21 protein-coding genes are annotated in these 25,977 nt (G+C 59.6%); 9 read left to right on the plus strand and 12 right to left on the minus strand.

Features of this window, described 5'->3' with window-relative positions; all coding sequences use genetic code 11:
* Positions 1-2: 2 nt before the first annotated feature.
* Positions 3-737 (minus strand): flagellar brake protein, encoded by a 735-nt coding sequence (locus D8B20_RS07175; protein ID WP_145888226.1) that lies wholly within the window; start codon positions 735-737, stop codon positions 3-5.
* Positions 738-920: 183 nt separating this feature from the next.
* Between D8B20_RS07175 and D8B20_RS07180 the strand changes: the two genes are divergently transcribed.
* The gene (locus D8B20_RS07180; RefSeq protein ID WP_145888227.1) at positions 921-1,169 is read left to right on the plus strand and encodes a GlsB/YeaQ/YmgE family stress response membrane protein; all 249 of its coding nucleotides are present in this window, start codon (positions 921-923) and stop codon (positions 1,167-1,169) included.
* A gap of 61 nt (positions 1,170-1,230) precedes the next feature.
* On the opposite strand, the gene D8B20_RS07185 is transcribed toward D8B20_RS07180, so the two are convergent.
* Positions 1,231-3,330 carry a TonB-dependent siderophore receptor gene (locus D8B20_RS07185; protein WP_145888228.1) on the minus strand — a complete coding sequence of 700 codons (2,100 nt, stop codon included), beginning with the start codon at positions 3,328-3,330 and terminating at the stop codon, positions 1,231-1,233.
* A gap of 191 nt (positions 3,331-3,521) precedes the next feature.
* The gene (gene treA / locus D8B20_RS07190; RefSeq protein ID WP_145888229.1) at positions 3,522-5,198 is read right to left on the minus strand and encodes an alpha,alpha-trehalase TreA; all 1,677 of its coding nucleotides are present in this window, start codon (positions 5,196-5,198) and stop codon (positions 3,522-3,524) included.
* 208 nt (positions 5,199-5,406) lie between these two features.
* On the opposite strand from treA, the gene ghrA reads away from it, so the two are divergent.
* From ghrA to D8B20_RS07205, 3 genes are read left to right on the plus strand one after another with little or no spacing between them, the layout of a single operon-like run.
* The gene (gene ghrA / locus D8B20_RS07195; protein WP_145888230.1) at positions 5,407-6,345 is read left to right on the plus strand and encodes a glyoxylate/hydroxypyruvate reductase GhrA; all 939 of its coding nucleotides are present in this window, start codon (positions 5,407-5,409) and stop codon (positions 6,343-6,345) included.
* Between the two features lie 24 nt (positions 6,346-6,369).
* Positions 6,370-7,107 carry a phosphatase gene (locus D8B20_RS07200; RefSeq protein WP_145888231.1) on the plus strand — a complete coding sequence of 246 codons (738 nt, stop codon included), beginning with the start codon at positions 6,370-6,372 and terminating at the stop codon, positions 7,105-7,107.
* Between the two features lie 27 nt (positions 7,108-7,134).
* Positions 7,135-7,695 (plus strand): TorD/DmsD family molecular chaperone, encoded by a 561-nt coding sequence (locus D8B20_RS07205; protein WP_145888232.1) that lies wholly within the window; start codon positions 7,135-7,137, stop codon positions 7,693-7,695.
* 1 nt (position 7,696) lies between these two features.
* On the opposite strand, the gene D8B20_RS07210 is transcribed toward D8B20_RS07205, so the two are convergent.
* Both D8B20_RS07210 and D8B20_RS07215 read right to left on the minus strand, forming a co-directional pair.
* Complete coding sequence (locus D8B20_RS07210; RefSeq protein ID WP_145888233.1) at positions 7,697-9,058, minus strand: CoA transferase; 1,362 nt, start codon at positions 9,056-9,058, stop codon at positions 7,697-7,699.
* Positions 9,059-9,104: 46 nt separating this feature from the next.
* On the minus strand, positions 9,105-9,989 hold the full coding sequence (locus D8B20_RS07215; protein ID WP_145888234.1) for a DMT family transporter: 885 nt from the start codon (positions 9,987-9,989) through the stop codon (positions 9,105-9,107).
* A gap of 177 nt (positions 9,990-10,166) precedes the next feature.
* On the opposite strand from D8B20_RS07215, the gene D8B20_RS07220 reads away from it, so the two are divergent.
* On the plus strand, positions 10,167-10,886 hold the full coding sequence (locus tag D8B20_RS07220; protein WP_145888235.1) for a glutamine amidotransferase: 720 nt from the start codon (positions 10,167-10,169) through the stop codon (positions 10,884-10,886).
* On the opposite strand, the gene D8B20_RS07225 is transcribed toward D8B20_RS07220, so the two are convergent.
* Positions 10,874-11,437: a class I SAM-dependent methyltransferase gene (locus tag D8B20_RS07225; protein WP_145888236.1), complete on the minus strand. Its 564-nt coding sequence runs from the start codon at positions 11,435-11,437 to the stop codon at positions 10,874-10,876. The genes D8B20_RS07220 and D8B20_RS07225 overlap by 13 nt on opposite strands.
* A 310-nt stretch (positions 11,438-11,747) precedes the next feature.
* On the opposite strand from D8B20_RS07225, the gene exaC reads away from it, so the two are divergent.
* Together exaC and D8B20_RS21575 are read left to right on the plus strand one after the other, a co-directional pair.
* Positions 11,748-13,268, plus strand: a complete 1,521-nt coding sequence (gene exaC / locus D8B20_RS07230) for an acetaldehyde dehydrogenase ExaC (protein ID WP_145888237.1) — start codon at positions 11,748-11,750, stop codon at positions 13,266-13,268.
* A 167-nt stretch (positions 13,269-13,435) separates the two neighbouring features.
* Positions 13,436-13,600, plus strand: coding sequence for a hypothetical protein (locus D8B20_RS21575; RefSeq protein WP_186454411.1), 165 nt, complete (start codon positions 13,436-13,438; stop codon positions 13,598-13,600).
* 76 nt (positions 13,601-13,676) lie between these two features.
* Here D8B20_RS21575 and fumA read toward each other — a convergent pair whose 3' ends face one another.
* Together fumA and D8B20_RS07240 are read right to left on the minus strand one after the other, a co-directional pair.
* Positions 13,677-15,320, minus strand: a complete 1,644-nt coding sequence (gene fumA, locus D8B20_RS07235) for a class I fumarate hydratase FumA (protein ID WP_145888238.1) — start codon at positions 15,318-15,320, stop codon at positions 13,677-13,679.
* A 165-nt stretch (positions 15,321-15,485) separates the two neighbouring features.
* Entirely contained in the window at positions 15,486-16,997 is a 1,512-nt protein-coding gene (locus D8B20_RS07240) for an anion permease (protein WP_145888239.1), read from the minus strand.
* Positions 16,998-17,604: 607 nt separating this feature from the next.
* Between D8B20_RS07240 and D8B20_RS07245 the strand changes: the two genes are divergently transcribed.
* Entirely contained in the window at positions 17,605-20,385 is a 2,781-nt protein-coding gene (locus D8B20_RS07245) for a flavocytochrome c (protein ID WP_145888240.1), read from the plus strand.
* Between the two features lie 50 nt (positions 20,386-20,435).
* Positions 20,436-21,398 carry an FAD:protein FMN transferase gene (locus D8B20_RS07250; protein ID WP_145888241.1) on the plus strand — a complete coding sequence of 321 codons (963 nt, stop codon included), beginning with the start codon at positions 20,436-20,438 and terminating at the stop codon, positions 21,396-21,398.
* On the opposite strand, the gene dcuR is transcribed toward D8B20_RS07250, so the two are convergent.
* The 4 genes from dcuR to umuC all read right to left on the minus strand — a co-directional run bounded on the left by dcuR (position 21,392) and on the right by umuC (position 25,846).
* A complete protein-coding gene (gene dcuR / locus D8B20_RS07255; protein ID WP_145888242.1) occupies positions 21,392-22,111 on the minus strand; it encodes a two-component system response regulator DcuR in 720 nt (239 codons plus the stop codon). The two genes, D8B20_RS07250 and dcuR, sit on opposite strands and share 7 nt — an antisense overlap.
* Positions 22,108-23,739, minus strand: coding sequence for a sensor histidine kinase (locus D8B20_RS07260; RefSeq protein WP_145888243.1), 1,632 nt, complete (start codon positions 23,737-23,739; stop codon positions 22,108-22,110). Before D8B20_RS07260 ends, dcuR begins: the two co-directional genes overlap by 4 nt.
* A gap of 129 nt (positions 23,740-23,868) precedes the next feature.
* Entirely contained in the window at positions 23,869-24,408 is a 540-nt protein-coding gene (msrA, locus tag D8B20_RS07265; protein ID WP_145888244.1) for a peptide-methionine (S)-S-oxide reductase MsrA, read from the minus strand.
* Positions 24,409-24,577: 169 nt separating this feature from the next.
* On the minus strand, positions 24,578-25,846 hold the full coding sequence (umuC, locus tag D8B20_RS07270) for a translesion error-prone DNA polymerase V subunit UmuC (protein WP_145888245.1): 1,269 nt from the start codon (positions 25,844-25,846) through the stop codon (positions 24,578-24,580).
* Between the last annotated feature and the right edge of the window lie 131 nt (positions 25,847-25,977).

Raw genomic sequence — 25,977 nt, forward strand, 5'->3', positions numbered from 1 at the left:
GATTACTGGAAGCGTCTTGCCTTGTCGCGCGCCAGGCGTTCGAGGGCAAAAATCACCTGTTGCAGCTGGCGTTCCTGCACCGGCTCAATGGCGGTGAAACGGAAGCTGAGCCGCGGCGTGATGCGGGTTTCGTTCTTGCTGGTGACGATACTGCGCTCACCAATATGCAGCAGCTGCGCGGTTACCTCAAACTGGCCATATTCGCCCAGCTCCACACGCAGTTTTTTAAAATTATCGCCCTGGCTCAGCCCTTCCGGCAGCGCTTCATCCAGCAGTACGCCGACGCCGCCCAGCGAAAGATCCTGCAGGCGGAAACGTGCCTGACGACCATCCGGCCATTCGGTATGGCAGTAAAACACCGGCTCCATTGGCGCGCTGACGCGGAAAAATTCACGGCGCTGGATCTGCCACACCAACTCAGGCAGGGGAGCGGCGAACGCCGGCAGGCCGTCAAACTCTGTGCGGGTGAGATCCTGCAGGGCGAATTCCACTTTCGCACCATAGGTTTCTGCGGCAATCGTCAGCTCGCCATTTTCCAGCGCTAATTCATTATCCAGCGCGTTACTGCCGAGATCGAAAACCACCCGGTCTTCATCCGCGGCCAGCAGACGGCTGATGAACTGACCACGGGCAAAGCTCACCATCAGCGGCGTCTGTAAACTCAACAGGTCCCTCATGACATTTAAAACCGCGAGCGTACCGCGCTTGAGGTATTGTTCTTTATCGGCGTCTTTCACGTCCTGCTCCACCTGTCCGATTGTGCGTATCGCGAATATTAAAGCTGTCCGTTTATTATCGACGTCGCCACATTAAGCTTTAGCCGGTTAGCGCTGATTTCCCGCAGCAGATGCTGCAGGGCAAAAATTCCCGTCTATACTTAGCGCGAAGAACACCTTGATTCATAACGTAAGGAGCAGCAAATGGGTATTATTTCATGGATTATCTTTGGTCTGATCGCCGGTATTATCGCCAAATGGATTATGCCAGGTAAAGATGGCGGCGGCTTTATTATTACCGTGGTGTTAGGGATTGTCGGTGCGGTCGTGGGCGGCTGGATCAGTACCCTGTTTGGCTTCGGTAAAGTAGACGGATTTAACTTCGGCAGCTTTGTGGTTGCGGTGGTCGGCGCCATTGTGGTGCTGTGGATCTACCGTAAAGTCCGCAGCTGACGGCGTAGCAGCACGTGAGACGATCCGCAGCCCCTCCGGGCTGCGGATTTTTTTTGCCCGCTCAGAAATCGTAGCCCACTGTCGCTGTCAGCGTGCGTTCGGCGCCACGATAGCAATAACCGGTGCCGTAGCAGGCCGCCAGATAGTGTTTATCCGTCAGGTTGCGGGCATTCAGCTGCAGCCAGGCGCCTTTCAGCTGCGGCTGCCATGCGCCCAAATCAGCGCGCAGGGTGGCGTCAAACAGGGTAACCGAAGGCAGACGGGTGGTGTTTTCGTTATCTGCCCACTGTCTGCCGATATAGCGCACGCCCGCCCCGGCGCTCACACCACCGTCAAACTGATAGTGTCCCCACAGCGAGGCCATACTGTCTGGCGTAACGTAAGGCGTATGGCCGCTGTTGCCATCGACGGTCTCCCTGAAGCGCAGATGCGTCAGGCTGTAACCGGCCAGCGTGCTGAAACGGTCGGTCAGCTGTGTGCGTGCTTCCAGTTCAATGCCCTGTGCCTGCACTTTGCCGGACGGCGAATAGGTGCCCGCCTGCACATTGCGGTTAGCGACGTCCTGCTGCGTCAGATCGTACACCGCCAGGCTGTACAGATTGCGCGTGCCGGCTGGCTGATATTTCACCCCGGCTTCATACTGCTGCGCCGTGGTGGGTTTCAGCTGATTGCCGTTCTCATCGGTGAGGGAAGCGGGCGTAATCGCCTGACTCCAGCTGACGTACGGCGACACGCCGTTATCAAAGGCGTAAAGCAGGGCCGCACGGCCGCTGACGTGGTCATCCTGACGGCGATGAGTGGTGTTCTCCGACACGATACGGTCATAGCGCCCGGAGAGATCCAGATGCCAGCGATCCCACTGCAGCTCATCCTGCAGATACAAACCGCTCTGGTAGTAGCGTCGCGTCTGCGCGCTCCAGCTGGTGTCCGGCATCTCTCCTGCTGTCTCGCCGGTCCAGGGATTGAGGGCACTGGCCGATCCGCGCGCCGTCAGCAGCTGATTTTTGTAACGGTGGTACTCTGCGCCAATTGTCACGCGATGCGCAATCGCACCGGTGGTAAACGCTGCCTGCAGCTGATTGTCGCTGGCCCAGGCACGCAGCGACGAGCGCTCGCCGGAGTAGTAGCGATCCAGCCAATCCGTATCGGTCGCACGCCAGCCGATTTGATACACCTGATCCAGTGCTACCTGAGACTGGCTATAGCTGCCGGTGGCATGCAGCGACCAGATATCGTTCAGGCGATGCGAAAAATCATAGCCGTAAATCTGTTCATGACGTTTGAACTGATCCCGTGCGCTGTCACCCTCATAAAACCCGGCGGGCAGCTGTCGGCCACGGTGGCGGAACAGGGTGCCGTCTGCCGGCACCGAACCGTGATAGCCGCCCGACGGATCTTTCTGCAGATAGGCGCGCAGCAGCAGGCTGGTGTCCTCATCCGGTTGCCACAGCAGCTGCGGCGTAAGGGCATACTTCTCTTCACGCGTGTGTTGATACTGAGTATGGCTGTTGCGCGTGATGCCGCTCAGCCGCCACGCCCACTGGGTGTTGATGGCATCAGTGTAATCAAAGGCGGCGCTGTGGGTGGCATGGCTGCCGCCGGAAAACTGCAGATGGCCCTCGCGGGCAAACTGTGGCCGCTTCATGACCATGTTAACCAGCCCGCCCGGCACCGTCTGCCCGTAGAGCGCGGAAGCGGGGCCTTTGATCACGTCCACGCGATCGAGAAACCAGTTATCCACCTGCAGCACGTTAAAGCTGCCGCCATCGCTCATGACGCGCAGACCATCCAGAAAGGTGTTATCAACGTCACCGCCGTGAAAACCGCGCAGTGACACCGTGTCGTAGCGCGTGGCCGCACCGCCAAAACCGGTGAAGACGCCGGGCGTGTAGTCCAGCGCCTGATTCAGATCCTGCGCGCCCTGATCGGCCATCTGCTGTCGCGTAACAACCGAGACGGACTGCGGTGTCGTCACCAGCGCGCGGTCGCTTTTGCTGGCACCATTGCTGCGGGTAGCCAGATACCCCCGCACCGGTGAAGTGGCGGTTTCCTCCGGCTGCGCGGTCACCACCAGTTCATCTTCAGCGAATGCGGCGGCAGGGAAGGTAAGGGCCAGCGCGCACAGCACGCGGGCGCGATAAAGCGGAAACGGCGAGGTCATGACAGTTCCTTTGACAAAGCAGCAACAGCGGTACCAGACCGCAATGATGAAAATAAGAATCAATTAACAGTGAGAATTATTATCTTTTATAACGGGATGTGTCAGGCTGTCAATGGTGATGCTGATGCGGGGCGGGAAGCGTGCAGTGAAAGGCGGCGACCCGACGGGGTCGCCTCTCCTCAGTGACAGGGTTATTGTGCGCCGTTCAGCGCCGGCATAGCCGGAATGTCGCGGGCGCTGTTACAGGTCTTGTCTTTCGGGCAATATTTGTCCAGCAGCATCAGCGTGACGCCATTGGTCCAGCCAAAACCGTCCTGCAGCGGATATTCACCGCCACCACCGCCGCCCAGTTTGTCGCCTTCAACCACGTACTTCTCCACCAGCTTATGCTCGCGATCGTAGGTCTGCTGTACGTTCTGCAGGAAGCGCTGACCAATCTGCTGCGCCAGTTTCGGCTGCTTATAGTGCTCCAGGCCTTCCACCGCTACCCACTGCAGCGGTGCCCAGCCGTTAGGTGCATCCCACTGCTGACCGTTGTTCACCGTGGTGGTCACCAGCCCGCCCGGTTTCAGCAGCTGCTTTTCCACTGCGGCGGAGGTACGCTCAGCCTGCCGGTCGCTGGCCAGCTGCAGGTAAAGCGGGAACAGCGTGGCGGCGGTCAGCTGGTGATGCACCTGCTTCCGGCCAAAATCATAATCGGCATACCAGCCCTGTTTGTCATCCCACAGATAGCGGTTGATAGCGGCCTGACGCTTCTCTGCCGCGTCCGCCCAGTTTTTCGCCTGCGCGTCCTGCTTCGCCAGCTTCGCTGCTTTCGCCAGCGTCTGTTCAAGGTGGAACAGCAGGCTGTTGAGATCAACCGGCGCCAGCTGGGTGGTACGAATGGATGCCAGATTATGCGCGTCGGTAAACCAGCGTGAGCTGAAATCCCAGCCTGAAGCCGCACCGGCACGCAGGTCGCGGTATACCTGCTGTTTGTTGCGATCCGGCGCTTTCTTCGCGGTTTCGACATCGTCCAGCCAGGATTCGGTACGCGGCGCGTCGCGCTCGTCCCAGTAGCGGTTCAGCAGCGTGCCGTCGCTCAGTTTAATCACGCGCTTGCTGGCCTGCCCGGCGGCCACGCTGTCGCTGTCCGCCATCCAGTAGGCGTACTCTTTTTCCAGCTGCGGCAGATACTGACGGTAAACGTCATCGCCTTTGTGCGTCGCCAGCAGGTCCACCATCAGGCTGAAGAACGGCGGCTGTGAGCGGCTGAGATAGTAGCTGCGGTTACCATTCGGGATATGGCCATAGCGGTCCAGCTCGGTGGCAAAGTTATCCACCATATCCTGCACGCGATCCCAGTGACCGCTCTCTGCCAGGCCGAGCATGGTGAAATAGCTGTCCCAGTAGTACACCTCACGGAAGCGTCCGCCCGGCACCACATAAGGTTTTGGCAGCGGCAGCAGCGAATCATACTGGCTGGCCTGCGGCGTACTGCGCGTCAGCACCGGCCACAGACCGTCAATGTGCTCGCGCAGGCTCTGTCCGGCAGGCGGCACATACTTGTCCTGCGCTTTAGGCAGGATGAAGTTGGTATCGACAAAACGTTTCAGGTCAAAGTTGCGCTGGCCTTTCTGCATCTGCCAGTCGGCGAGAATTGACGAGGGATTATATTTCGGGACCGCATCGGCAAAGGTTTTCTGATCCGGATAAAATTTCGCCTGCTGCACCGCATTGAACAGGGGGCCGAGGCGCACATCCGGCGGCTGTGGCTGGCTGCTGAGCATGCGGCTGGTGTCTTCGGCGTGCGCGGCCGTCGCGCTCAGCAGGGCGGCGCTCAGTAACAGGCTCAGGCGCGCGGGCGTGGATACGACATTTTTTATCATCGGTTTTTCTCCTTGTCCGAAAAGGTGGTGCGCTAACGCATTGACCACCCGAACAACTTTAGACGCTATCCGGCGGCTTAGCCTTGCGCAGCGGCAGAAATGTGAAGCTTCCACACATAATCACCTGAGAAATTGCATTCAGGCTAAGTTTTTTACTTGCCCTGTCGCGCTATTTGCCTGAGGCTGAACGGAAAAAAAGGAGAGCCGTATGGAGATTATCTGGTATCACCCTTCGCAGGATCCGCAGGTCTGGCTGGCGGGCCTGCGCCAGCGGCTGCCCGCTGCGCATATCCGCCATTGGCAGCCGGGCGACGCGGCAGCCGCCGATTACGCGATTGTGCGTTCCCCGCCGCCAGCGATGCTGGCCGGTCGCGCGCTGCGGGGCGTTTTCGCCATGGGGGCCGGCGTGGATGAAATTCTCCGACAGCTGCGCGACCAGCCGCAGCTGCTGGCGGACGAGGTGCCGCTGTTCCGCCTGGAAGACACCGGTATGGCGCGGCAGATGCAGGAGTACGCGACCTGGTGCGTGCTCGGCTGGTTCCGCCGTTTTGCCGAATACCGCCAGCAGCAGCAGCAGGCGCAGTGGCAACCGCTGCCGGATCGCGACCGTCAGACGTTTACGGTTGGCGTGATGGGCACCGGCGTGCTCGGCCGCAGCGTGCTGGAGAGCCTGCGCCAGTGGGGGTTCCCGCTGCGCGGCTGGAGCCGCACGCCGAAAGCGATCGCGGGGGTAGAGACGTTCCACGGTCGCGAACAGCTGGAGGCGTTTCTTTCCGGCTGTCAGGTGGTGATCGATCTGCTGCCTGATACGCCGGATACCCGCAATCTGATTAATCATCACTTCTTACATACGCTGCCGCGCGGCGCGCACTTCCTCAATCTGGCCCGGGGCGCGCACGTGGTGGAGACCGATTTGCTGGCGGCGCTGGACAGCGGGCAGCTGGCCGCCGCCGCGCTGGACGTGTTTCAGGTCGAGCCGCTGCCCGCTACCAGCCCGCTGTGGCTTCATCCGCAGGTCACGATTACCCCGCACAATGCCGCTGTCACTCTGCCGCAGGAGGCGATGGATTACATTGCCAGTGCCATACTTTCCCTGGAGCAGGGGCAGATGCCGTCCGGGCGGGTTGATCGCCAGCGCGGTTATTAATTCACGTTGAGTCAGGAGAAGAGGATGTATCCCGTTGATTTGCATATGCACACTGTGGCCAGCACCCACGCCTACAGTACGCTGCACGATTATGTCGCTCAGGCGAAGCAGAATGGCCTGAAGCTGTTTGCCATTACCGATCACGGTCCGGATATGGCGGATGCGCCGCACTACTGGCACTTTGTTAACATGCGCATCTGGCCGCGCGTCATTGATGGCGTCGGCGTGCTGCGCGGCATTGAAGCCAACATCAAAAACCAGCAGGGCGAGATTGACTGCAGCGGGCCGATGCTTGATGCGCTTGACCTGATCGTCGCGGGCTTCCATGAGCCGGTCTATGCGCCACGCGACAAAGCGCATCACACGGAAGCGATGATCGCGACCATGGCCAGCGGCCTGGTGCATATCATCAGTCACCCCGGCAACCCAAAATTCCCGGTGGATATCCGCGCCATTGCGGAGGCGGCGGCGCGCTATAACGTGGCGCTGGAGATCAACAACTCCTCCTTTACCCATTCGCGGCCGGGCAGTGAGCCCAACTGTCGCGCAATTGCGGAAGCCGTGCGCGAGGCCGGTGGCCTGCTGGCTTTTGGCTCGGATTCGCACACCGCCTTTACCCTCGGGCACTTCGAACATTGCCTGCGCATCACGCGCGAAGTGGATTTTCCGCAGGATCGCGTGTTAAATGTCACGCCGCGCCGCCTGCTCGACTTTCTCGAACAGCGCACCGGCCGGCACATCGCCGAATTTGCGGACTTTTAACTTTTTTGCCTCAAGGAATTCTGTTGCATGAATGAGTTTTCCATTCTCTGCCGCGTCATCGGCTCGCTGTTTAACCGCCAGCCGCAGGACCCGCTGCTGGTGCCGCTCTTTACGCTGTTGCGTGAAGGCAAACTCAACGCGCAGTGGCCGCTTGAGCAGGACGAACTGCTGACCCGGCTGCAGCAGAATAGCGATCCGCAGGCGCTGGCGGCGGATTACAATGCGCTGTTCGTCGGCAGCGACTGCAGCGTGCCGCCGTATGCGTCGCATTGGCCGGACGGCCCGCAGGAAGCAGAGGTGCGTGCCTTTCTTACCGCGCGGGGCATGCCGCTGAGCGACGCCCCGGCCGATCACTTCGGCATTCTGCTGCTGGCCGCCTCCTGGCTGGAAGATCAGTCGGCGGAAGATGAGTCCGCCGCCCAGCTGGCGCTGTTTGACACCTTCCTGCTGCCGTGGTGCGGGGCGTTTCTCGGTAAGGTGGAGGCGCACGCCACCACCGCGTTTTACCGTACGCTGGCCGCACTCAGCCGTGAAGCCATTCAGGCGATGTATGACGAACTGCGCGAAGGCGCAGACGACGACGCCTGATTTACCAGCAGGCGTTGCTGCTGCCGGCGCGGGCAGCGGGCGCGGCGCAGAACATCGGCGTGCCGGGCAGCCTGGCCGCGGCGCGCAGCCGCTGTGCAATGCCCCAGGGCGTGATCTCGACGGCGCTGTGCACGTCATGCGGGCAGGCTGCAATACCGTCCTGAGCGCTTTGCGGTGCCGCGCCGTGCTGCTGCAGCAGGCAGGCGGTGCGCGCCAGCGATAAGTGCGCCTGCCAGCCCACGCCGTTTTCACGCCGCTGTCGCATCCCTTCCAGCACCGCTGCCGCCATCATATAGCCGGTGGCGTGATCGAGCGCCTGTACCGGCAGCGGCACCGGGCGCTCTGCGCCACTCCAGCGCATGCCCTGTTCGGCAATGCCGCACGCCATCTGCACCAGACTGTCAAAACCCCGGCGGTTACGCCATGGCCCGTGCCAGCCCCAGGCGTTGAGGCTGACATCCACCAGCCCTGGCGCAAGCGCCTGGCGCGTCTCCGCATCCAGCCCGATACGCTCCAGCGCGTCCGCACGATATCCGTGCACCAGCACATCCGCATGCTGCATCAGGGCAATCAGCTGTGCGCGTCCGTCAGCGCGGCGGATATCCAGCCGGGCGCAGCGTTTACCGCAGTTGATCTCCTCTTCCAGCGTCGGCTCCTGCCAGTCCGGCGGGTCGATACGCAACACCTGTGCGCCCAGACTGGCGAGAAAGCGGGTAGCGACCGGCCCGGCGATCACGCGGGTGAGATCCAGCACGCGCACCCCCAGCAGCGGTCGCGCCAGCGGCAGCTGCCAGCCGGGCGTGGGCGCTTCACGCGTGGCGCGTTGGGCAATCAGCGGCTCATGGCGTACCGCCATCCCCTGCGGATGCTGCTGCCACTGCTGTTCGCTGCGCAGGGCGCTGGCGCAGCCGCTGGCCGCGGTGACCGCCTGTTCCAGCGCGCTGGCCTGCCACTGCGCCACCGTCGCGGCCAGGGCATCGCGGTCGCGATGCCGGCCCAGCACCTGCTCCATCGCTGCGCGATGATGCGGCGCATTGGTATGCAGGCGGATCCAGCCGTCGCGCGTGGCGTAATCGCCGGCAAAGCTGTCCCACTGTGCGGGCAGCGGACGATTGAGCGGCTGAAGGCTATGCTGGAACCAGCGTGAGGCGAGGCGCACATTGACACTGACCGGCGCCGGGCGACCCAGCAGGTCGCTCAGCGCCTGACTGGCTAAGCCGATGCTGGTGGCGGCCAGTTCGCTTACGGCATACGCGGAGGCAAACGTGCTGGTCTGGAGAAAGTTAAGCGCCGGAAGGGCCTCCGCGCCGCGTAATCCCTGCCACATTTGCTGCCACAGTGCGGCAGCACGTTGAGTATCCATGCTGAATCTCCGTCAGAACGCGAGATTCAAGCATAGCAGAGCAGGCTTAACGGCGGCGCAGACGCGGAAAGCGCGCGTGCATTCGCAGGTTGCGCAGGTTAATCACGGCAATCGCCGTGCCCAGCACCACCAGCGATGCGCCGAGGAGTTTAAAACTGTTCATGCTGTCGCCGAGCACCAGCACGCCCATCAACACCGCCAGCACCGGCGTCAGCAGCGAATAGGGCATGATCAGGTTAACGTTGTACTTTTTCAGCAGCGCATACCACAGGGTGTAAGCGACAACTGAAGAGGCGATGGCGCTGTAGAGAATGCCGAACCAGCCGCGCCAGCCGGCGTGGCTCAGCGCATAAAACTGCTGAGACTCGGTCAGCCAGGAGGCCGCACCGACAATCGGCACCGCCAGAAAGGCGATCCAGCCGGTCAGCGTCAGCGGTTTGATCGGCGGTGACTTCTTCACAATCAGGTTGCTGACTGCCCAGCCGGTGGCGCTGCACAGCAGAATGCACAGCACCCACCACGCCGGAATGGTAGGGCTGCCAGACAGCACCGCCACGCCGCTCAGCGAAATGGCGATACCGAACAGCTGTATCAGCCGCAGTTTCTCCTTCAGCACCACCATCGCCAGCAGCATGGCGATTGGCGTACCCAGCTGCACCACAATCGCACCGGTGCCGGCATCGGTATAGCGCATGCCAACAAACAGCAGCGAGAAGTGCATAAAGCCAAAGGTAAACGCCAGCGTCAGCAGCCACGGCAGCTGCTGACGGGTGATACGGCAGAACGGCACCAGCACAATCGCCACCACCACAAAGCGCATCCAGGTCAGAAACAGCGGCGGAAGCTCCAGCAAGCCCCACTTTACCGCTACGTTATTGAAGGCCCAGATGGAAACCACCATCAGCACCAGAAAAAAATGCCGCACCGCCACGCTGTTATCCTTACCTGAAAATGTGATGACCGTCTAATCATGGCACGAAGCCTGCCACGCGGCTGCACGTTTTTTCGCGGTGGCATAAGGTCAGGGCAGAAAAAGTATAAGACAGCGCCGCGCTTTACTGTCAGAGTGGATAACCGAAAAACGACCACGCAGAGGACCGTATTCGGTATGACACAGACCCGCACACTTCCGCTTGCCCTGATTCAACTCGACGTCCCGCCGCCGCAGGTAGTGGCAAAAGTTGGTGAACAACCCGTCTGGTTTATTGACGCGCTCGGTCTGCAGCCCGGCGACTATGTCATCGTGCGCCCGCATCTGGGGGAAGCGCTGCCGGCGTTTGACACCCTCAGCGGCGCGATCCTCAGCGGTTCATGGGCGATGGTGACCGATCACGCCGACTGGAGCGAACGCACCGCGGCGTGGATCCGCGCCGCGCTGGAGGCGGCACTGCCGCTGCTGGGCGTCTGCTACGGCCATCAGCTGATGGCGTATGCGCTGGGCGGCAAAGTGGGCGATAACCCGCAGGGCTGGGAACGCGGACTGAAAACCCTGACGCGCGATGACCGGCGTGACGCCTGGCTGGCGCAGCTGCCGGAGACGTTTCCGGCCTGGCTGTCACACCGGCAGTCGGTGCTGGTACCGCCACCGCATGCCCGGGTGCTGGCGCATTCAGCGCAGGATGGCTGCCAGATCCTGCGCTACTCGGCGCAGGCGCTTTCGGTGCAGTTCCACCCGGAATTTACCCGGCACATCATGACGGCCTGTCTGCCGCCAGACGTGGCCGACGAAGGGTGGGCGATGCCGGCGACCGACTGGGCGCGCGAACTGCTGCTGCGTTTCTGGCAGCAAACGCGCATGCAGCCGCACGCGCAGGCTCAGGGGGCGTAGTGACGGGTGCAGCGATAGACCCACGCGGGCGGGAAATTTTTTAATACCCGCTGGCGCTGCCAGGTGAAATAGCGCGACAGCAGCGGCTGGGTCAGCGAGGTGTACTGAAACTGGATAAAGACACCGCGCGGCCCCAGCGCATCATGCGCCGCGCGCAGAATTGCGTCGCGCGTGCTGACCGGCAGCGACAGCAGCGGCAGTCCGGAAAAAATCACGTCATATTCGCCGCTCAGGTGCTCTGCCGAGCAGGCGCGCACCTGCATGCGATGGTCACGCCACTGACTGAGCGCCGCCACCAGCTGCGGGCTGATCTCAAACACCTCAAGCTGCGCCTGCGGCGACATGTGCTGCAGAATGTGCCGGGTCAGCACGCCATCACCGGCGCCCAGTTCGGCGATACGTAAACTGCGGTCCCAGCGGGCAGCGGCGCACATGGTGCGGCACAGCGCCGCCGAAGAGGGCGTAATGCTGCCGATGCTGCGCGGATTGCGCATAAATTGCTGAACAAAGTGGGCCTTCTCGCGCATTAACGTCCGGGCTGAAGCCAGCATTTTTCTCTCCTGTGTTCAGTAGTCTGCTTGTATTGACCACGTAAAACGCGCAGGTTTCGCTTTGCGCCGCGCTGCGGTAAAAACTCGGAATTTTCTGTGCGGCGGACGGTGCGTCCGCTGCAAGGTTTTCACTACCGGCACCGTGCAACGCCGGTGCTCTCATCCCTCTGCTGCCGCGTAACGCGCAGATTTCCTTCGGTGCGGTCACAGTTTCCCGCTGTGCAATCTGACAGGCTGATGTTGTTCGTACAGTGTTAATGACAGGTTTCATGACTGTTAATCTTCACTCTGCCCCGCAAGGAGAATCACCATGCGTTACGCTGCTCCGGGAGAACACGGTTCTCTGATCACACTGCAATCGCGCTATGGCAACTTTATCAACGGCGAATTTGTTGCGCCGGTGAACGGCCGTTACTTCGTTAACACCTCGCCGATAAACGGCTCGACCATTGGCGAGTTCCCGCGTTCGGAGCGTCAGGACATCGACAATGCCGTGGCCGCGGCGCACGCGGCGGCTGATGCCTGGGGCAAAACGTCACCGCAGGCGCGATCGCTGCTGTTACTGAAAATCGCCGATCGGCTGGAAGAAAAACTGGAATATATGGCGGTGAATGAGACCTGGGATAACGGCAAACCGGTGCGCGAAACGCTGGCGGCGGATCTGCCGCTGGCGGTGGATCACTTCCGCTATTTTGCCGGCTGCGTGCGTGCGCAGGAAGGCACGGCAGCGGAAATCGATGAATTTACCGCCGCTTACCATTTTCACGAGCCGCTGGGCGTGGTGGGGCAGATTATCCCGTGGAACTTCCCGCTGCTGATGGCGGCATGGAAACTGGCCCCCGCGCTGGGGGCCGGCAACTGCGTGGTGCTGAAACCGGCCGAGCAGACGCCGCTGTCGATCACGCTGTTTATGGAACTGATTGCCGACCTGGTGCCGCCCGGCGTCATTAACGTCGTGCACGGCTATGGGAAGGAGGCGGGCGAAGCGCTGGCCTCGCATCCGGGCATTGCCAAAATCGCCTTTACCGGCTCTACCGCCACCGGCGGCCATATCCTGGAGCTGGCGGCGAAAAGCCTGATTCCGTCTACCGTGGAGCTGGGCGGCAAATCGCCGAACATCTTCTTCGAAGACATCATGCAGGCAGAAGAGAGCTTCATTGAAAAAGCGGCGGAAGGGGTGGTGCTGGGCTTCCTTAATCAGGGCGAGGTCTGTACCTGTCCGTCGCGTGCGCTGGTGCAGGAATCCATCTTTGAGCCGTTCATGGCGGCGGTGATGAAGCGCATCCAGACCATCAAACGTGGCGATCCGCTGGATACCGATACCATGATCGGCGCGCAGGCTTCGCAGCAGCAGTTCGATAAGATTCTCTCTTATCTGGAGATTGCGCAGCAGGAAGGCGCGCAGGTGCTGCACGGCGGCGGGGTGGAAAAGCTGGGCGATGCCTTTGCCAGCGGTTACTACATCCAGCCCACGCTGCTGAAAGGCGACAACAGTATGCGCGTCTTCCAGGAGGAGATTTTCGGGCCGGTGGTCGGGGTGCTGACGTTTAAAGATGAAGCGGAAGCGCTGGCGATCGCCAATGACTCGATTTACGGCCTTGGCGCCGGGGTGTGGACGCGCGATATCAACCGGGCGTATCGCATGGGACGGGCCATCAAGGCCGGCCGCGTCTGGACCAACTGCTATCACCTCTATCCGGCCCATGCTGCCTTTGGCGGATATAAAAAATCCGGCATCGGGCGTGAGACGCACAAAATGATGCTCGACCACTATCAGCAAACCAAGAATCTGCTGGTCAGTTACAGCACGCAGCCCCTCGGGTTCTTCTGATTTTACCGGCAGCGAAGCCATTCGCTGCCATAGTCATAGCAGCGTCATTTTTCCGTGCCACAGTGGAGCAGCAAAAAAGCGGAATTTTCCCCTGTGATTAAGACGCGTCCTGTCGATAGTAATGTGTACAGGTTTATACAGTAACGCACCGTTTTTAAGGAGAGAAAATGAATACGTTGTATAACTTTCAGGAACAGCATGACGATGTGCTGGATGCGGTGGAAGAGAACCTCATTACCGTGAACCTGCCAGGCCGCCAGGCCATCTATGTGATTGGTCAGAATGATGACGAGGCTGACCTGCTGGTCGATGTGCTGCTGCACGGTGTCTGAGCCGCGCGTTCTGCCTCACCCATAAAAAAATCCGCAGCGTTGCCGCCGCGGATTTTTTATGGCTTTGCTGCCGCGCTTACTTCACGCAGGCGGCACACTGGTTATGAATCTGCTGGAAGAAGTCATTGCCTTTGTCATCCACCAGGATAAACGCCGGGAAATTTTCCACTTCAATTTTCCAGATCGCTTCCATCCCCAGTTCCGCGTACTCCACGCACTCCAGGCTCTTGATGCTCTGCTGCGCCAGCACCGCCGCCGGGCCGCCGATACTGCCAAGGTAGAAACCACCGTGCTTGTGGCAGGCATCCGTCACTTGCTTGCTGCGATTGCCTTTCGCCAGCATCACCATGCTGCCGCCGTTCGCCTGCAGCAGATCAACATACGAGTCCATACGGCCGGCGGTGGTCGGACCGAGCGAGCCGGAGGCGTAACCTTCCGGCGTTTTGGCCGGGCCGGCGTAATAGACCGGATGATCTTTCATGTACTGCGGCAGGCCTTCGCCGTTATCAATGCGCTCTTTCAGTTTGGCGTGGGCGATGTCGCGCGCCACGATGATGGTGCCATTCAGCGACAGGCGGGTGGCGACCGGGTAGGCCGACAGCTGTGCCAGGATCGCCGGCATAGGCTGGTTAAGATCGACATTAACCACTTCACCTTCACCCTGCTGACGCAGCGCTTCCGGAATAAAGCGGCCCGGATTGTCTTCCAGCTTCTCGATCCAGATGCCTTCGCGGTTGATTTTGGCTTTGATATTGCGATCCGCCGAGCAGGAGACGCCCATGCCCACCGGACAGGAGGCACCGTGACGCGGCAGGCGGATAACGCGAATATCATGGGCAAAGTATTTGCCGCCAAACTGTGCGCCCAGCCCCAGCTTCTGTGATGCCTCCAGCAGCTCCTGCTCCAGCTGCAGGTCACGGAAGGCCTGGCCGTGCTCGTTGCCTTCGGTGGGCAGCGTATCGTAATAGTGGGTGGAAGCCAGTTTGACCGTCTTCAGCGTGCTTTCAGCGGAGGTGCCGCCAATCACAAAGGCGATGTGGTACGGCGGGCAGGCCGCGGTGCCCAGCGACATCATTTTGTCGATCAGGTAGTTTTTCAGCTTCGCCGGGGTGATCAGCGCTTTGGTTTCCTGGTACAGATAGGTTTTGTTGGCAGAGCCACCGCCTTTCGCGATGCACAGGAATTTGTATTCGTCACCGTCCACGCTGTAGAGATCAATCTGGGCAGGCAGGTTGGTGCCGGTATTCACCTCTTTGTACATATCCAGCGGCGCATTTTGCGAGTAGCGCAGGTTATCTTCGATATAGGTGTTGTACACCCCCTGCGACAGCGCGGCTTCATCGCCGCCGCCGGTCCACACGCGCTGGCCTTTTTTGCCCATGATGATCGCGGTGCCGGTATCCTGGCAGGTCGGCAGCACGCCTTTGGCGGCAATTTCCGAGTTACGCAGGAATTGCAGCGCAACGTATTTATCATTCTCGCTGGCTTCGTCATCCGCGAGGATGGCGGCGACCTGCTGCTGGTGTGCGGTGCGCAGCATAAAAGAGGCGTCGTGAAACGCCTGCTGGGCCAGCAGGGTCAGCGCTTGTGGATCAACCTTCAGCACTTCTTCGCCATCAAATTCCGCCACGGAAACGTGCTCACGGCTGAGCAGGTAATACTCGGTATCATCTTTGGCGAGAGGAAAGGGGTTCTGGTAGTAGAAGGGTTTGTTCGACATGTTGGCTCACTTAGTGTCCTGTTGCCCGCCAGCACGGCGGGCGACAAATTAGGCGATCGGTGATTCATTTTTCTCTCGCCAGCCCTCGGCAAGAGCTGACTGGCGAGCATCATACCACTTTAACGTGCCGGCGCGGCGGCGTTTTTTAACATCGAAGCAACATCATCAGAACATCATCACCATCCACGGGTAGGCGATAGCCATCAGCGCCACCAGGAACAGCGCGCCGAAAATCGTGCCGAGACGCCAGTAGTCTTTGGTGGGCAGGTAGCCGCTGCCGTAATAAATCGGACTTGGGCCGGTACCGTACGGGGTAATGATGCCCATCACGCCCAGCGAGGTACACATCATCAGGCAGAACACCGGCATATTGATGCCCGGAATAGAGGCGGCAATGGTCAGCATGGCCGGCAGCAGCGCCGTGGTGTGGGCGGTGGTGCTGGCAAACAGGTAATGCAGCAGGTAGAACGCCACCAGCAGCACCACAGCAGAGATTTGCGGATCATAGCCGTGCAGCAGCAACGCGCCCTCTTTGCCCAGCCAGGCGATAAAGCCGACGCGCGCCAGTCCGTCGGCCAGCGCCACCAGCGTGGCAAACCAGGCAAAGGTGTTCCAGGCGGCTTTATTACTGGTGATGTCGCTCCAGTTCAGCACGCCGGTCCACAGCATCAGCACGATGACCAGCAGGGCAGCCATTGCCGGCTCAATCCAGGCCGTGGCGAAGATCCACATCATCAGCGCGGCAACCACGAACACCAGCAGCAGGATCTCGTTGCGTGACAGCGGTCCGAGTTTTGCCAGCTCGGCTTTCGCCCAGCGCGGCACTTCATCGTTCACCTTCACTTCCGGCGGATAGAGCCAGTAAGCCAGCAGCGGCATGGTCAGAATCAGCAGGATACCCAGCGGCAGGAAGGCGAGAAACCACATGCCCCATGAGATATCAAAACCCACCACGCTTTTCACCAGCGCCAGCGCCAGCAGGTTCGGGGCCAGCGCCGACAGGAACATGGAGCTGGTGATACAGGCCGCGGTAATCGCGACCCACATCAGGTAAGAGCCAATCTTGCGCGCGCTGGGGTCATTGGGTTTAGAGCCATACAGCGGCGGCAGGTTAGCGATAATCGGATAGATGGTGCCGCCGCTGCGGGCAGTGTTCGATGGCGTAAAAGGGGCCAGCAGCAGGTCGGCAAAGGTGATGGCGTAACCCAGCGTCAGGCTGCGGCGGCCAAGATATTTCACCAGAATCAGCGCCAGCCGGCGGCCGAACTGCGTTTTATCGTAACCGGCCGCAAACATAAAGGCCCCGAAGATCAGCCAGACGGTAGAGTTGCCGAAGCCACTGACCGCCCACTTAAACGCCTGGCCGGCGGTTTTAAAGCCGGGAGTGGCCAGCTCGCTCGGGCTGAACAGCAGCCACTGACTGAACAGGGCGATGACCACCACCCCGGTCAGGCCGATGACCGCGCCGGGCAGCGGTTCAAAGATCAAGCCGACGATAACCCCGACAAAGATGGCAAAGAAGTGCCATGCATAGGGCTCCAGTCCGGCCGGCGTCGGCACCAGCAGCAGCAGGACAGCGACAATCACCGGCAGGCACAGCATCAGCAGGCGATTCTTTTTCCCCGGTGCGGCAGGTGGCACCTTCGCGGGGGCACTCTGAGTGGTTTGTGTATTCATAGTTTTGATCTGCAAGTTAAGGAGAATGCGTTTCAGGTCCGGCTCTGCAACAGTGTTATCCCGTTAGCGGGAAACTGGCATGCGCCGCAACATTTAAAGATGTCTTTGCAATGAAACATTGCTTTATAAAATTTTGTTGCGCGAATTATCGAATGAATGACGTTATGATGCGATTAATTAAAATATCTATTTTGATCTGGATCAATAAAAAATAGTGCACTTTTTTTACCGCCGCTGTTTTAGCGAAAATAATGTCGGTATAACCGCCCGCGCGGGCAGGTCTGCGGCAGGTTAAGCGGCTCACACAGGGGCTGGAAGCACCGGCTCTCTCTTTTTATTTCCTTATAAATCAATGTAATAACTTGCTACGTGGCAAAAGTTTGATTTTTGTCAAAGCATGGTCGAAACTTAGCGGAACGCTTTTGTCATCCGCCGCGGCTAAATACCATTTTTATCTGTGAGGAGTTATATAACTAACTACTTAGATTATGTAACTAAAGAAAATGGTATATTTAACGCATGAAGTCGGACCACTCAGATAATTTATTTTGTCTCCGAATCGCCAGAGAATTGAATATTAAATTTCTTAATTCCGGAGTTGCCCATTATGAATACGCTCACCCCGATTCTTAACCCGTTAACCCTTCCCAAAGGCGCGGTCCTTAAAAATCGTCTGGTCATGGCACCTATGACCACCTGTACCGGCTATTTTGATGGTGGTGTCACCAGCGATCTCGTCGAATACTACCGGGTGCGTGCAGGCAGTATCGGCACCGTGATTGTCGAATGCGCCTTTATTGATAACCTCGGCCCGGCGTTTCCGGGGGCCATTGCCATCGACAGCGACAACAAAATCCCCGGTCTGGCAAGAATTGCGCACGCCATTAAATCCCAGGGCTCGAAAGCCATTCTGCAGATCTACCACGGTGGTCGCATGGTCGAACCGGCGCTGATTGGCGGCAAAACGCCGGTGGCACCCAGCGCCATTGCCGCACCGCGTGAAGGTGCCACCACGCCGCGCGCGCTGACCGGCGAAGAGGTGGAGGTGATGATCACCCGCTTTGGCGATGCCGTTAACCGGGCGATTAAAGCCGGCTTTGACGGCGTGGAAATTCACGGCGCCAATACTTACCTGATTCAGCAGTTCTATTCGCCCAACTCTAACCAGCGCGACGACAAATGGGGCGGCAGCCGCGATAACCGCGCGCGTTTTCCGCTGGAGGTGCTGGAGATCACCCACAAAATGGCGGACCGCTTCGCGGCAGCGGACTTCATCATTGGTTATCGCTTCTCACCGGAAGAGCTGGAAGTGCCCGGTATCCGCTGGGACGACACGCTCTATCTGCTGGAAAAACTGGCGGCGCGCGGGCTGGATTACGTGCACTTTTCCGTCGGGCAGCTGCTGCGTCCGTCGATTGTGGACACGCAGGATCCCACGCCGCTGATCGCTAAATACCTGGCGCAGCGCTCGGCGCAGCTGGCGAAAGTGCCGGTGATTGGCGTGGGTGGTGTGGTCAATAAAGAGGATGCCGAGCTGGCGCTGGCGTCCGGCTTTGACCTGGTCGCCGTGGGTAAAGCCTGTATTGCCTATCCGGACTGGGCGGATCGCATCATCAACAATGAACGCCTGGAACTCTATATCGACAGCACCAAACGCGAAGCCCTGACCATCCCGGAACCGCTGTGGCGCTTCTCGCTGGTGGATGCGATGATCCGCGACGTCAGCGAAAGCCACCGCAAATATAAAGCCGGCGTTTATCAGGCCAAAGTCGAGGCCGAAGCGCTGAAGCTGAAAATCAACGTGACGCTCGACACCGACCGCATCACCGATATTGCGCTGGTGCCGGATCCTAACCTTGACGTCGATTTCACCAGTACCTTTGAAAGCCTGCGCGAACGCATTCTGGTTGCCAACAGCCCGCACGTGGACGCCATCACCGGCGCAACCACGCAGAGCGAAGCGCTGAAAAAAGCGGTTTCCCGTGCGCTGGCAACCTCCAGCAAAGAGTACGTTATTGAAGAGGGCGGCAACCCGAATGCACCGGTCAGCTACGATGTGGTAGTGATCGGTACCGGCGGTGCCGGACTGGCGGCAGCCATTCAGGCGCATGATGACGGTGCGCGCGTGGTGATCATTGAGAAGATGCCCACCATCGGCGGTAATACCATTAAAGCCTCGGTGGGCATGAACGCAGCCGAAACGCGCTATCAGAAACTCAAAGGCATCAGCGACAGCAAAGCGCTGTTCTACGAAGAGACGCTGAAAGGCGGCAAATTTAAAAACAACCCGGCGCTGCTGCATGAATTTGTGGAGCAGGCACCGGAAGCCATTGAATGGCTGGCCGATAAGCACATTGAACTGAGCGACATTACCATTACCGGCGGCATGAGCATTGACCGCACGCACCGGCCGGAAGACCGGTCAGCAGTAGGCGGCTTCCTGATTAGCGGGCTGGTGAAAAACATCAACCAGCGCGGCATTGAGGTGCTGCTGGAAACCTCAGTATCGGAAATCCTGATGGAGAACGGTGCGGTGACCGGCGTGCGCGTGGTGGATGAGTACAATGAGAGCCGCATTCTCAACGCCAAAAGCGTGATTGTGGCTACCGGTGGCTTCAGCGCCAACCGGGAGATGGTGGTGAAATACCGGCCGGAACTGGATGGCTTTGTCACCACCAACCACAAAGGCGCAACCGGCAGCGGTATCGCTATGCTGCAGAAAATTGGTGCCGATACCGTGGACATGGGCGAAATCCAGATCCACCCGACGGTTGAACAAACCACCTCGTACCTGATTTCTGAAGCGATGCGCGGTGGCGGTGCCATTCTGGTCAGTCAGGCGGGTCGCCGCTTCTATAACGAAATGGAAACCCGCGATAAAGTCTCCGCTGAGATTATTGCGCTGCCGGAAAAAAGCGCGTGGATCATCTTCGACGAGCAGGTGCGTAGCAGTAACAAAGCGGCCGATGAGTACATTGCCAAAGGCTTTGTGATCAGCGCGCCCACCCCGCATGAGCTGGCAGTGAAACTCAACATGGACCAGGAAACGCTGCACACCACCCTCAGCCGATACAATGAGTTCGTGGTGAATCAGAACGATGAGGATTTCGGCCGCAAAACCGCGCTGCGCCATCCGCTGAATCAGGGGCCTTTCTACGCCATTCGCGTGGCGCCCGGCGTACACCACACCATGGGCGGGGTGACCATCAACACTGACACGGCGGTGCTGGATACGCAGAAACAGGTGATTACCGGTGCCTGGGCAGCCGGTGAAGTGGTGGGCGGTATCCACGGCGCCAACCGTATTGGCGGTAACGCCGTGGCAGATATCATCATCTTCGGTATCAAAGCCGGTCACAACGCCGCGAAACTGGCGCTGGGGCGCTAAACGGTCAGGCTGCCCGCCACGCGCGGGCAGCCTTTTCAGGAGGAGGCTGCATGTCCGACGCAGGGGTTTACAGCTACTCGGCTGTGCTGATGGGATCGCCCATCCTGCTCAAACTCTTTGACGATAATCCGGTACTGGCGCGCCAGGTTTTCAGCCTGATCAAACAGCAGGAGAACCGCTTTACCGTTAACCGGGCGGAATCCGAAGTGATGGCCATTAACCATGCTGCGGGCCGGCACCCGGTGGTGGTCAGCGAGGCGGTATTTCAGCTGATTAGCGTCGCACATACCGTGAGTACGCTGCCGGACAGCGCGTTTAATTTTGCTATCGGGCCGGTGGTAAAGCGCTGGAAAATTGGCTTTCAGGGGCGCTCTGTACCGCCCGCCGCGGAGATTAACGCGCTGTTGCGCCTGACCGATCCGCATCAGGTGATCCTTGATGCGGCGCAGCGCTCGGTGTTTCTGGCGCAGCCCGGCATGGAGATTGATCTGGGCGCGATTGCCAAAGGCTACATCGCCGATGTGGTGCAGGCATTTCTGCGCCAGCAGGGGGTGAGCCGGGCGCTGATTAACCTTGGCGGCAATGTGCAGACGTTGGGCACGCCACCGCATGAACCCGGCGGCTGGAGCATTGGCCTGAAAACGCCGTTTGGTGGCGATGAGGCGCTGCTGGGCGTGCTGCAGGTTGCGGAAAAATCCGTGGTCACATCAGGGATTTATGAACGCTATTTTGAACAGGACGGGCGCTGCTGGCACCACATTTTCGATCCGCGCAGCGGCTATCCGCTGGATAACGAACTGCTGAGCGTCACGGTGATCGCCGATCGCTCGCTGGACGGCGATATCTATACCACGCTGCTGTACGGGATGGGCGTGGAGCAGGGGCTGGCGTTTCTGGCAGACCAGCCCGCACTCGACGCCATTTTTGTCACCCGCGATCGGCAGATCGTCTGCCCACCGTCGCACCACTACCGCTTTCAGCTGCACGACGCCAGCTGGACGCTGCATCACTGACAGTACTGCTGCAGCAGCGAGTGATACTCCGGCTGCAGGCGGTAGCGATAGACCGGCCGGCCAGTGGCACCGTAGTGAATGCTGGTGAACAGAATATTGATCTGCGCCAGCCAGATCAGATACTTGCGGCAGGAAACGCGCGAAATATTCACCTCGGCGGCCAGCTCATCGGTAGAGAACTCCTGTCCTGGATGGGCATCAATCCACTGACACAGCGTGCGCAGCGTCTGCGGCGTCAACCCTTTTGGCAGGCGTTTGTTGTCATGCTGCGTCGCCGGGCTGCCATGCAGCAGCAGATCCAGATCCGCCTGCTGATAGTGGTGCTGGTTGTCCATCAGCGACTTTTTCTGCCGCCAGCCGGTCAGCGCTTCTTCAAAACGCGGAAACTGGAAAGGCTTGATCAGGTAATCCACCACGCCATAGTGCAGCGAGGTTTTGATATTTTCGGCGTCCGCCGCGGATGAAATAATGATCACCTCTACCGCGCTTTGCGCCTGGCGCAGCTCCGGCAGCAGATCGAGGCCGTTTTCCTGCTGCATATAAATGTCCAGCAGCATCAGGTCGATCGGCGTGTCGCTGTTGAACAGGAACTCTCGCGCCTGCTGCAGCGTTGACGCTGTGCCGACGCAGTGAAAGCCCGGCACCTGGCCGATAAAGCTGCGGTTCAGCTCGGCGACCATCGCGTCATCATCGACCACTAACACGTTAATCATGCGGTTTGGTTTCCTCCATCCCACGGAAGTTGAACTAAAAATTGCGTAAACACACCCGGCTCGGACTCCACGCTAACGCTGCCGCCCAGGTGCTCTGTCTGCTGCTTCAGCAGGAACAGGCCCACGCCGCGATTCTCCCCTTTGGTGGAGAAGCCTTTATCAAAAACGGTGGCGAGATGCTCCGGCAGAATACCGGGGCCATCGTCGCTCACTTCACAGCTCAGCCAGCCATTCTGGTAGTGCAGCATCACGTGAATTTCGCCTTCGGTCTGCTCATGCATGGCATCCAGCGCGTTCTCAATCAGGTTGCCGAGCACGGTAATCAGGGCGGCCATCTGCTGCTCATTCCCGCTGTCCGGCAGATAGCTGGCGTCGCTGATGGTCAGGCGGTGACCGCAATCCGAAGCGCGATTGATCTTGCTGAGCAGAAAGCCGGCAATCACCGGCGACTTAATTTTTTCCAGCAGAAAGCCGATTTCAGTCTGGTAGTTATTGGCGGTCTTGAGAATATAGGTCTCCACCTGAGCATAGTTCTTCATATGCAGCAGGCCGAGAATGACGTGCAGCTTGTTCATGAACTCGTGCGAGCGCTCACGCAGTGCATCGACATAGTTTACCATGCCGCTCAGACGCTGCATCAGCTGGCTGATTTCGGTTTTGTCCCTGAACGTGCAGACCGCACCGATGATGCGTCCCTGGCTGCGCACCGGCACCGTGTTGCTCAGCAGCAGGCGGCCATTGACGTTGAGCTCTTCATCGCGCCGGGCCCGGCCGCTGGCCAGTACCTCCTGCAGATGATGATTAATCACCGAGGCGTCATAAATACGCTCTGCGCTGACGATGCCGCTGGCAACGTTGTCGCTCAGCAGCTGACGCGCTGCCTGGTTCACCAGCGTGACGTCGCCCCGATCGTCCATGGCGACCACGCCCTCTTTAACGGAGTTGAGAATCGCCTGACGCTGCTCAAACAGCGTGGAAATTTCGTACGGCTCAAGGCCAAACAGAATGCGTTTCAGCACGCGCACCAGCACAAAAGTGCCGACCGCGCCCGCCAGCGTGCCAATCAGAATGGTCCAGAGAATGCTCCAGCGGCTTTGATTGATTTGATCGGTCACGGCATCCAGCGAAATGCCGATCGCCACCACGCCAAGCTGGCGGTGCTGCGCATCGTAAACCGGCGTGAAGACGCGCAGCGCTTTGGCCAGCGAGCCCTGATTCACGGACACCACTTCGTTGCCGCGCAGCGCTGGTTCAATATCGGCACCGATAAAATGTTTGCCCACCAGTTCCGGATTGCGGTGCGAGTAGCGGATGCCATCCATGTTGGTGATGCTGATAAACAGCAGGTTGTTGCTCTCTTCAACGGCCTTGGCAATCGGCTGCAGCTGCGCCTGCTGCGGGGGCAGGGCCAGCGCCTGCTGGATTTCCGGCGATTTCGCCAGCGTGCGCGCCACGGCTATCGCTTTATCTTCCAGCTGACCGCGCGTTGACGCCCCGATCTGGAAAAAGTAGAACATGTGCACGCTGAGCAGCACCAGCACGATGACGGCGCTCAGCATCAGCGTCACCAGCGTATTGAGCTTCATTGGCCGCCTGCGCACCGGCGTCCCTGGCAGTGGAGAGTTCATGATGGTGCTCTGTAAACACGAGAGGGGCTATTATGACGGATAATCGAAAGCGGGTCGCGGTAAAAACAAAAGGGCCGTCAATGGACGGCCCTGGCGTTGCTGCCGTGAAGCAGCTGCGGGAAAGCCCGCTTATCCGCTCTGTTTGACGCGGCTGGCGAAGCTTTTACGCAGTTTCTGCAGCTTCGGTGGGATCACCGCCAGGCAGTAGCCATTGCGCTGACCGGCACCGTCCCAGTAATCCTGATGGTAAGCTTCCGCCGGATACCAGGCTTTCAGTGGCTCAATGGTGGTGACGATCGGGTCCTGATGATCTTCCTGCGCGCGGGCAATCGCGGCAATGGCTTCGGCTTCCTGCTCAGCGTTAGCCGGGAAGATGGCGGAGCGGTACTGCGTACCGACATCATTTCCCTGGCGGTTCAGCTGTGTGGGATCGTGAGTGGCGAAGCTGATATCCAGCAGGTCACCGTAGCTGACTTTTTCCGGATCAAAGCCGATGCGGATCGCTTCAGCATGGCCGGTGGCACCGCTGCAGACCTGTTCGTAGGTCGGGTTCGGGCGTTCACCGCCGGTATAACCACTTTCAACGGACTCCACGCCAATTACATCTTTAAACACTGCTTCGGTGCACCAGAAACAGCCACCGGCGATCACCGCATATTCGGTTGCCATTGTATTTACTCCTGTCAGGGCGAAAGCTTAACTGTGAGGGCGCAGCCGGACGAAATCAACCGTCAGGCAATGAACATTTCTGGCTATCTGGCGGCGTACCCTCTTAACCGGCGCTGGCGGCGCGGCAAACCGGCCGGCGGCAGTGGCCTCCGCTGCCGCACGGAGGGCATCAGCCTATCCTGACGCGCACCACATCGCTGATGCGCGTGGTGTAAGCGGGCGAGAGCATGTCGCGCTTCATGGCCCAGGGTTTCTGAATGCCCTGGCCGGCAAACCACAAGGCGCCGCGCTGACGGGCGTTCATCTGATCCATCAGCGCCATCAGCTGTTCACTGTTGCGCCGCAGCGGGTAATCGTCAAACAGGTCAGGCTGCGCTATCCCGTCGCTGAAGAAATCGCCCAGCATCACGCCGCCTTTCAGATAGCGTTTGCCCGGCACCCAGATACGATCCAGACACTTCAGCGTGGCCTGAATGATATCGCGACTGTCGGCGGTGGGTGTCACCAGCGTCTGGCTGGCGGCGTTGGCGTAGTAGGGCTGATGCGGATCGTGCGGGCTGGTGCGGATAAAGGTGCTGATGTGGCGGCAGTATTGCCGCTCGCTGCGCAGTTTCTCCGCCGCGCGCGCGGCATAGCTGGCAATGGCTTCGCGCATATCCTCATAGTGGCTGATGCGATCGCCAAAAGAGCGTGAGCACAGGATATTTTGCCGGTGCGGAATCACCTCTTCAAACGCCAGGCACGGCTCGCCGCGCAGCTCGCGTACCGTGCGTTCCAGGACCACACCGAAATTTTTGCGGATCAGCGCGGTGGGGGTATCCGCCAGATCCAGCGCCGTTTCAATGCCCATCAGGTTGAGCCGCGCGGACAGTCGCCGGCCCACGCCCCAGACATCGTCCACTTTCATGCGCTGCATCAGGCCGCGCTGGCGCGCAGGCGCAGAGAGATCCAGCACATTGTGCGCTTTGGTCCAGCGCTTGGCGGCCCAGTTGGCAAGCTTGGCGAGGGTTTTTGTCGGTGCGATGCCGACACCAACCCGCAGGTGCGTCTCTTTATAGAGGCGATCGCGAATCGACTGGCCAAACTGCTCCAGCGTCATGCAGCTATCGATGCCGCTGGCATCAACAAAGGCTTCATCGATGGAGTAGACGTCAACGCGCGGCGCCAGGGTTTCCAGCGTCTCCATCACCCGCGCCGACATATCCGCGTACAGCGCATAGTTGGAAGAGAACACCACCACCTGATGGCGCATCAGTTCTGCGCGATGCTTAAAGTAGGGCGCGCCCATTTTCAGGCCGAGCTGTTTGGCTTCCCTGCTCAGTGAAATAATGCAGCCGTCGTTGTTCGACAGCACCACAATCGGCCTGCCGCGCAGGTCCGGGCGAAACACGGTTTCGCAGCTTGCGTAAAAAGCGTTGACATCCACCAGCGCATACATAATGTTCAGCTCATGAATACTGTATATAAAAACAGTATAGCCAGCTGGCTGGCGATAGCGAAGCGGGAATGAAAGTGCAGCGGCTATCTCACTGATAAAAAGGGAAATAAAGCCGCGCCCGCCCGGCGGGC

The organism is Candidatus Pantoea soli (assembly GCF_007833795.1).
GTDB classification, from domain to species: Bacteria; Pseudomonadota; Gammaproteobacteria; order Enterobacterales; family Enterobacteriaceae; genus Pantoea; species Pantoea soli.

What these genes read in the sequence shown, in the direction of transcription:
- D8B20_RS07180 (WP_145888227.1), top strand. Translation starts at nt 921, where the DNA reads ATGGGTATTATTTCATGGATTATCTTTGGTCTGATCGCCGGTATTATC.
- D8B20_RS07185 (WP_145888228.1), bottom strand. Translation starts at nt 3,330, where the DNA reads ATGACCTCGCCGTTTCCGCTTTATCGCGCCCGCGTGCTGTGCGCGCTG.
- treA (WP_145888229.1), bottom strand. Translation starts at nt 5,198, where the DNA reads ATGATAAAAAATGTCGTATCCACGCCCGCGCGCCTGAGCCTGTTACTG.
- ghrA (WP_145888230.1), top strand. Translation starts at nt 5,407, where the DNA reads ATGGAGATTATCTGGTATCACCCTTCGCAGGATCCGCAGGTCTGGCTG.
- D8B20_RS07200 (WP_145888231.1), top strand. Translation starts at nt 6,370, where the DNA reads ATGTATCCCGTTGATTTGCATATGCACACTGTGGCCAGCACCCACGCC.
- D8B20_RS07205 (WP_145888232.1), top strand. Translation starts at nt 7,135, where the DNA reads ATGAATGAGTTTTCCATTCTCTGCCGCGTCATCGGCTCGCTGTTTAAC.
- D8B20_RS07210 (WP_145888233.1), bottom strand. Translation starts at nt 9,058, where the DNA reads ATGGATACTCAACGTGCTGCCGCACTGTGGCAGCAAATGTGGCAGGGA.
- D8B20_RS07220 (WP_145888235.1), top strand. Translation starts at nt 10,167, where the DNA reads ATGACACAGACCCGCACACTTCCGCTTGCCCTGATTCAACTCGACGTC.
- D8B20_RS07225 (WP_145888236.1), bottom strand. Translation starts at nt 11,437, where the DNA reads ATGCTGGCTTCAGCCCGGACGTTAATGCGCGAGAAGGCCCACTTTGTT.
- exaC (WP_145888237.1), top strand. Translation starts at nt 11,748, where the DNA reads ATGCGTTACGCTGCTCCGGGAGAACACGGTTCTCTGATCACACTGCAA.
- D8B20_RS21575 (WP_186454411.1), top strand. Translation starts at nt 13,436, where the DNA reads ATGAATACGTTGTATAACTTTCAGGAACAGCATGACGATGTGCTGGAT.
- fumA (WP_145888238.1), bottom strand. Translation starts at nt 15,320, where the DNA reads ATGTCGAACAAACCCTTCTACTACCAGAACCCCTTTCCTCTCGCCAAA.
- D8B20_RS07240 (WP_145888239.1), bottom strand. Translation starts at nt 16,997, where the DNA reads ATGAATACACAAACCACTCAGAGTGCCCCCGCGAAGGTGCCACCTGCC.
- D8B20_RS07245 (WP_145888240.1), top strand. Translation starts at nt 17,605, where the DNA reads ATGAATACGCTCACCCCGATTCTTAACCCGTTAACCCTTCCCAAAGGC.
- D8B20_RS07250 (WP_145888241.1), top strand. Translation starts at nt 20,436, where the DNA reads ATGTCCGACGCAGGGGTTTACAGCTACTCGGCTGTGCTGATGGGATCG.
- dcuR (WP_145888242.1), bottom strand. Translation starts at nt 22,111, where the DNA reads ATGATTAACGTGTTAGTGGTCGATGATGACGCGATGGTCGCCGAGCTG.
- D8B20_RS07260 (WP_145888243.1), bottom strand. Translation starts at nt 23,739, where the DNA reads ATGAACTCTCCACTGCCAGGGACGCCGGTGCGCAGGCGGCCAATGAAG.
- msrA (WP_145888244.1), bottom strand. Translation starts at nt 24,408, where the DNA reads ATGGCAACCGAATATGCGGTGATCGCCGGTGGCTGTTTCTGGTGCACC.
- umuC (WP_145888245.1), bottom strand. Translation starts at nt 25,846, where the DNA reads ATGTATGCGCTGGTGGATGTCAACGCTTTTTACGCAAGCTGCGAAACC.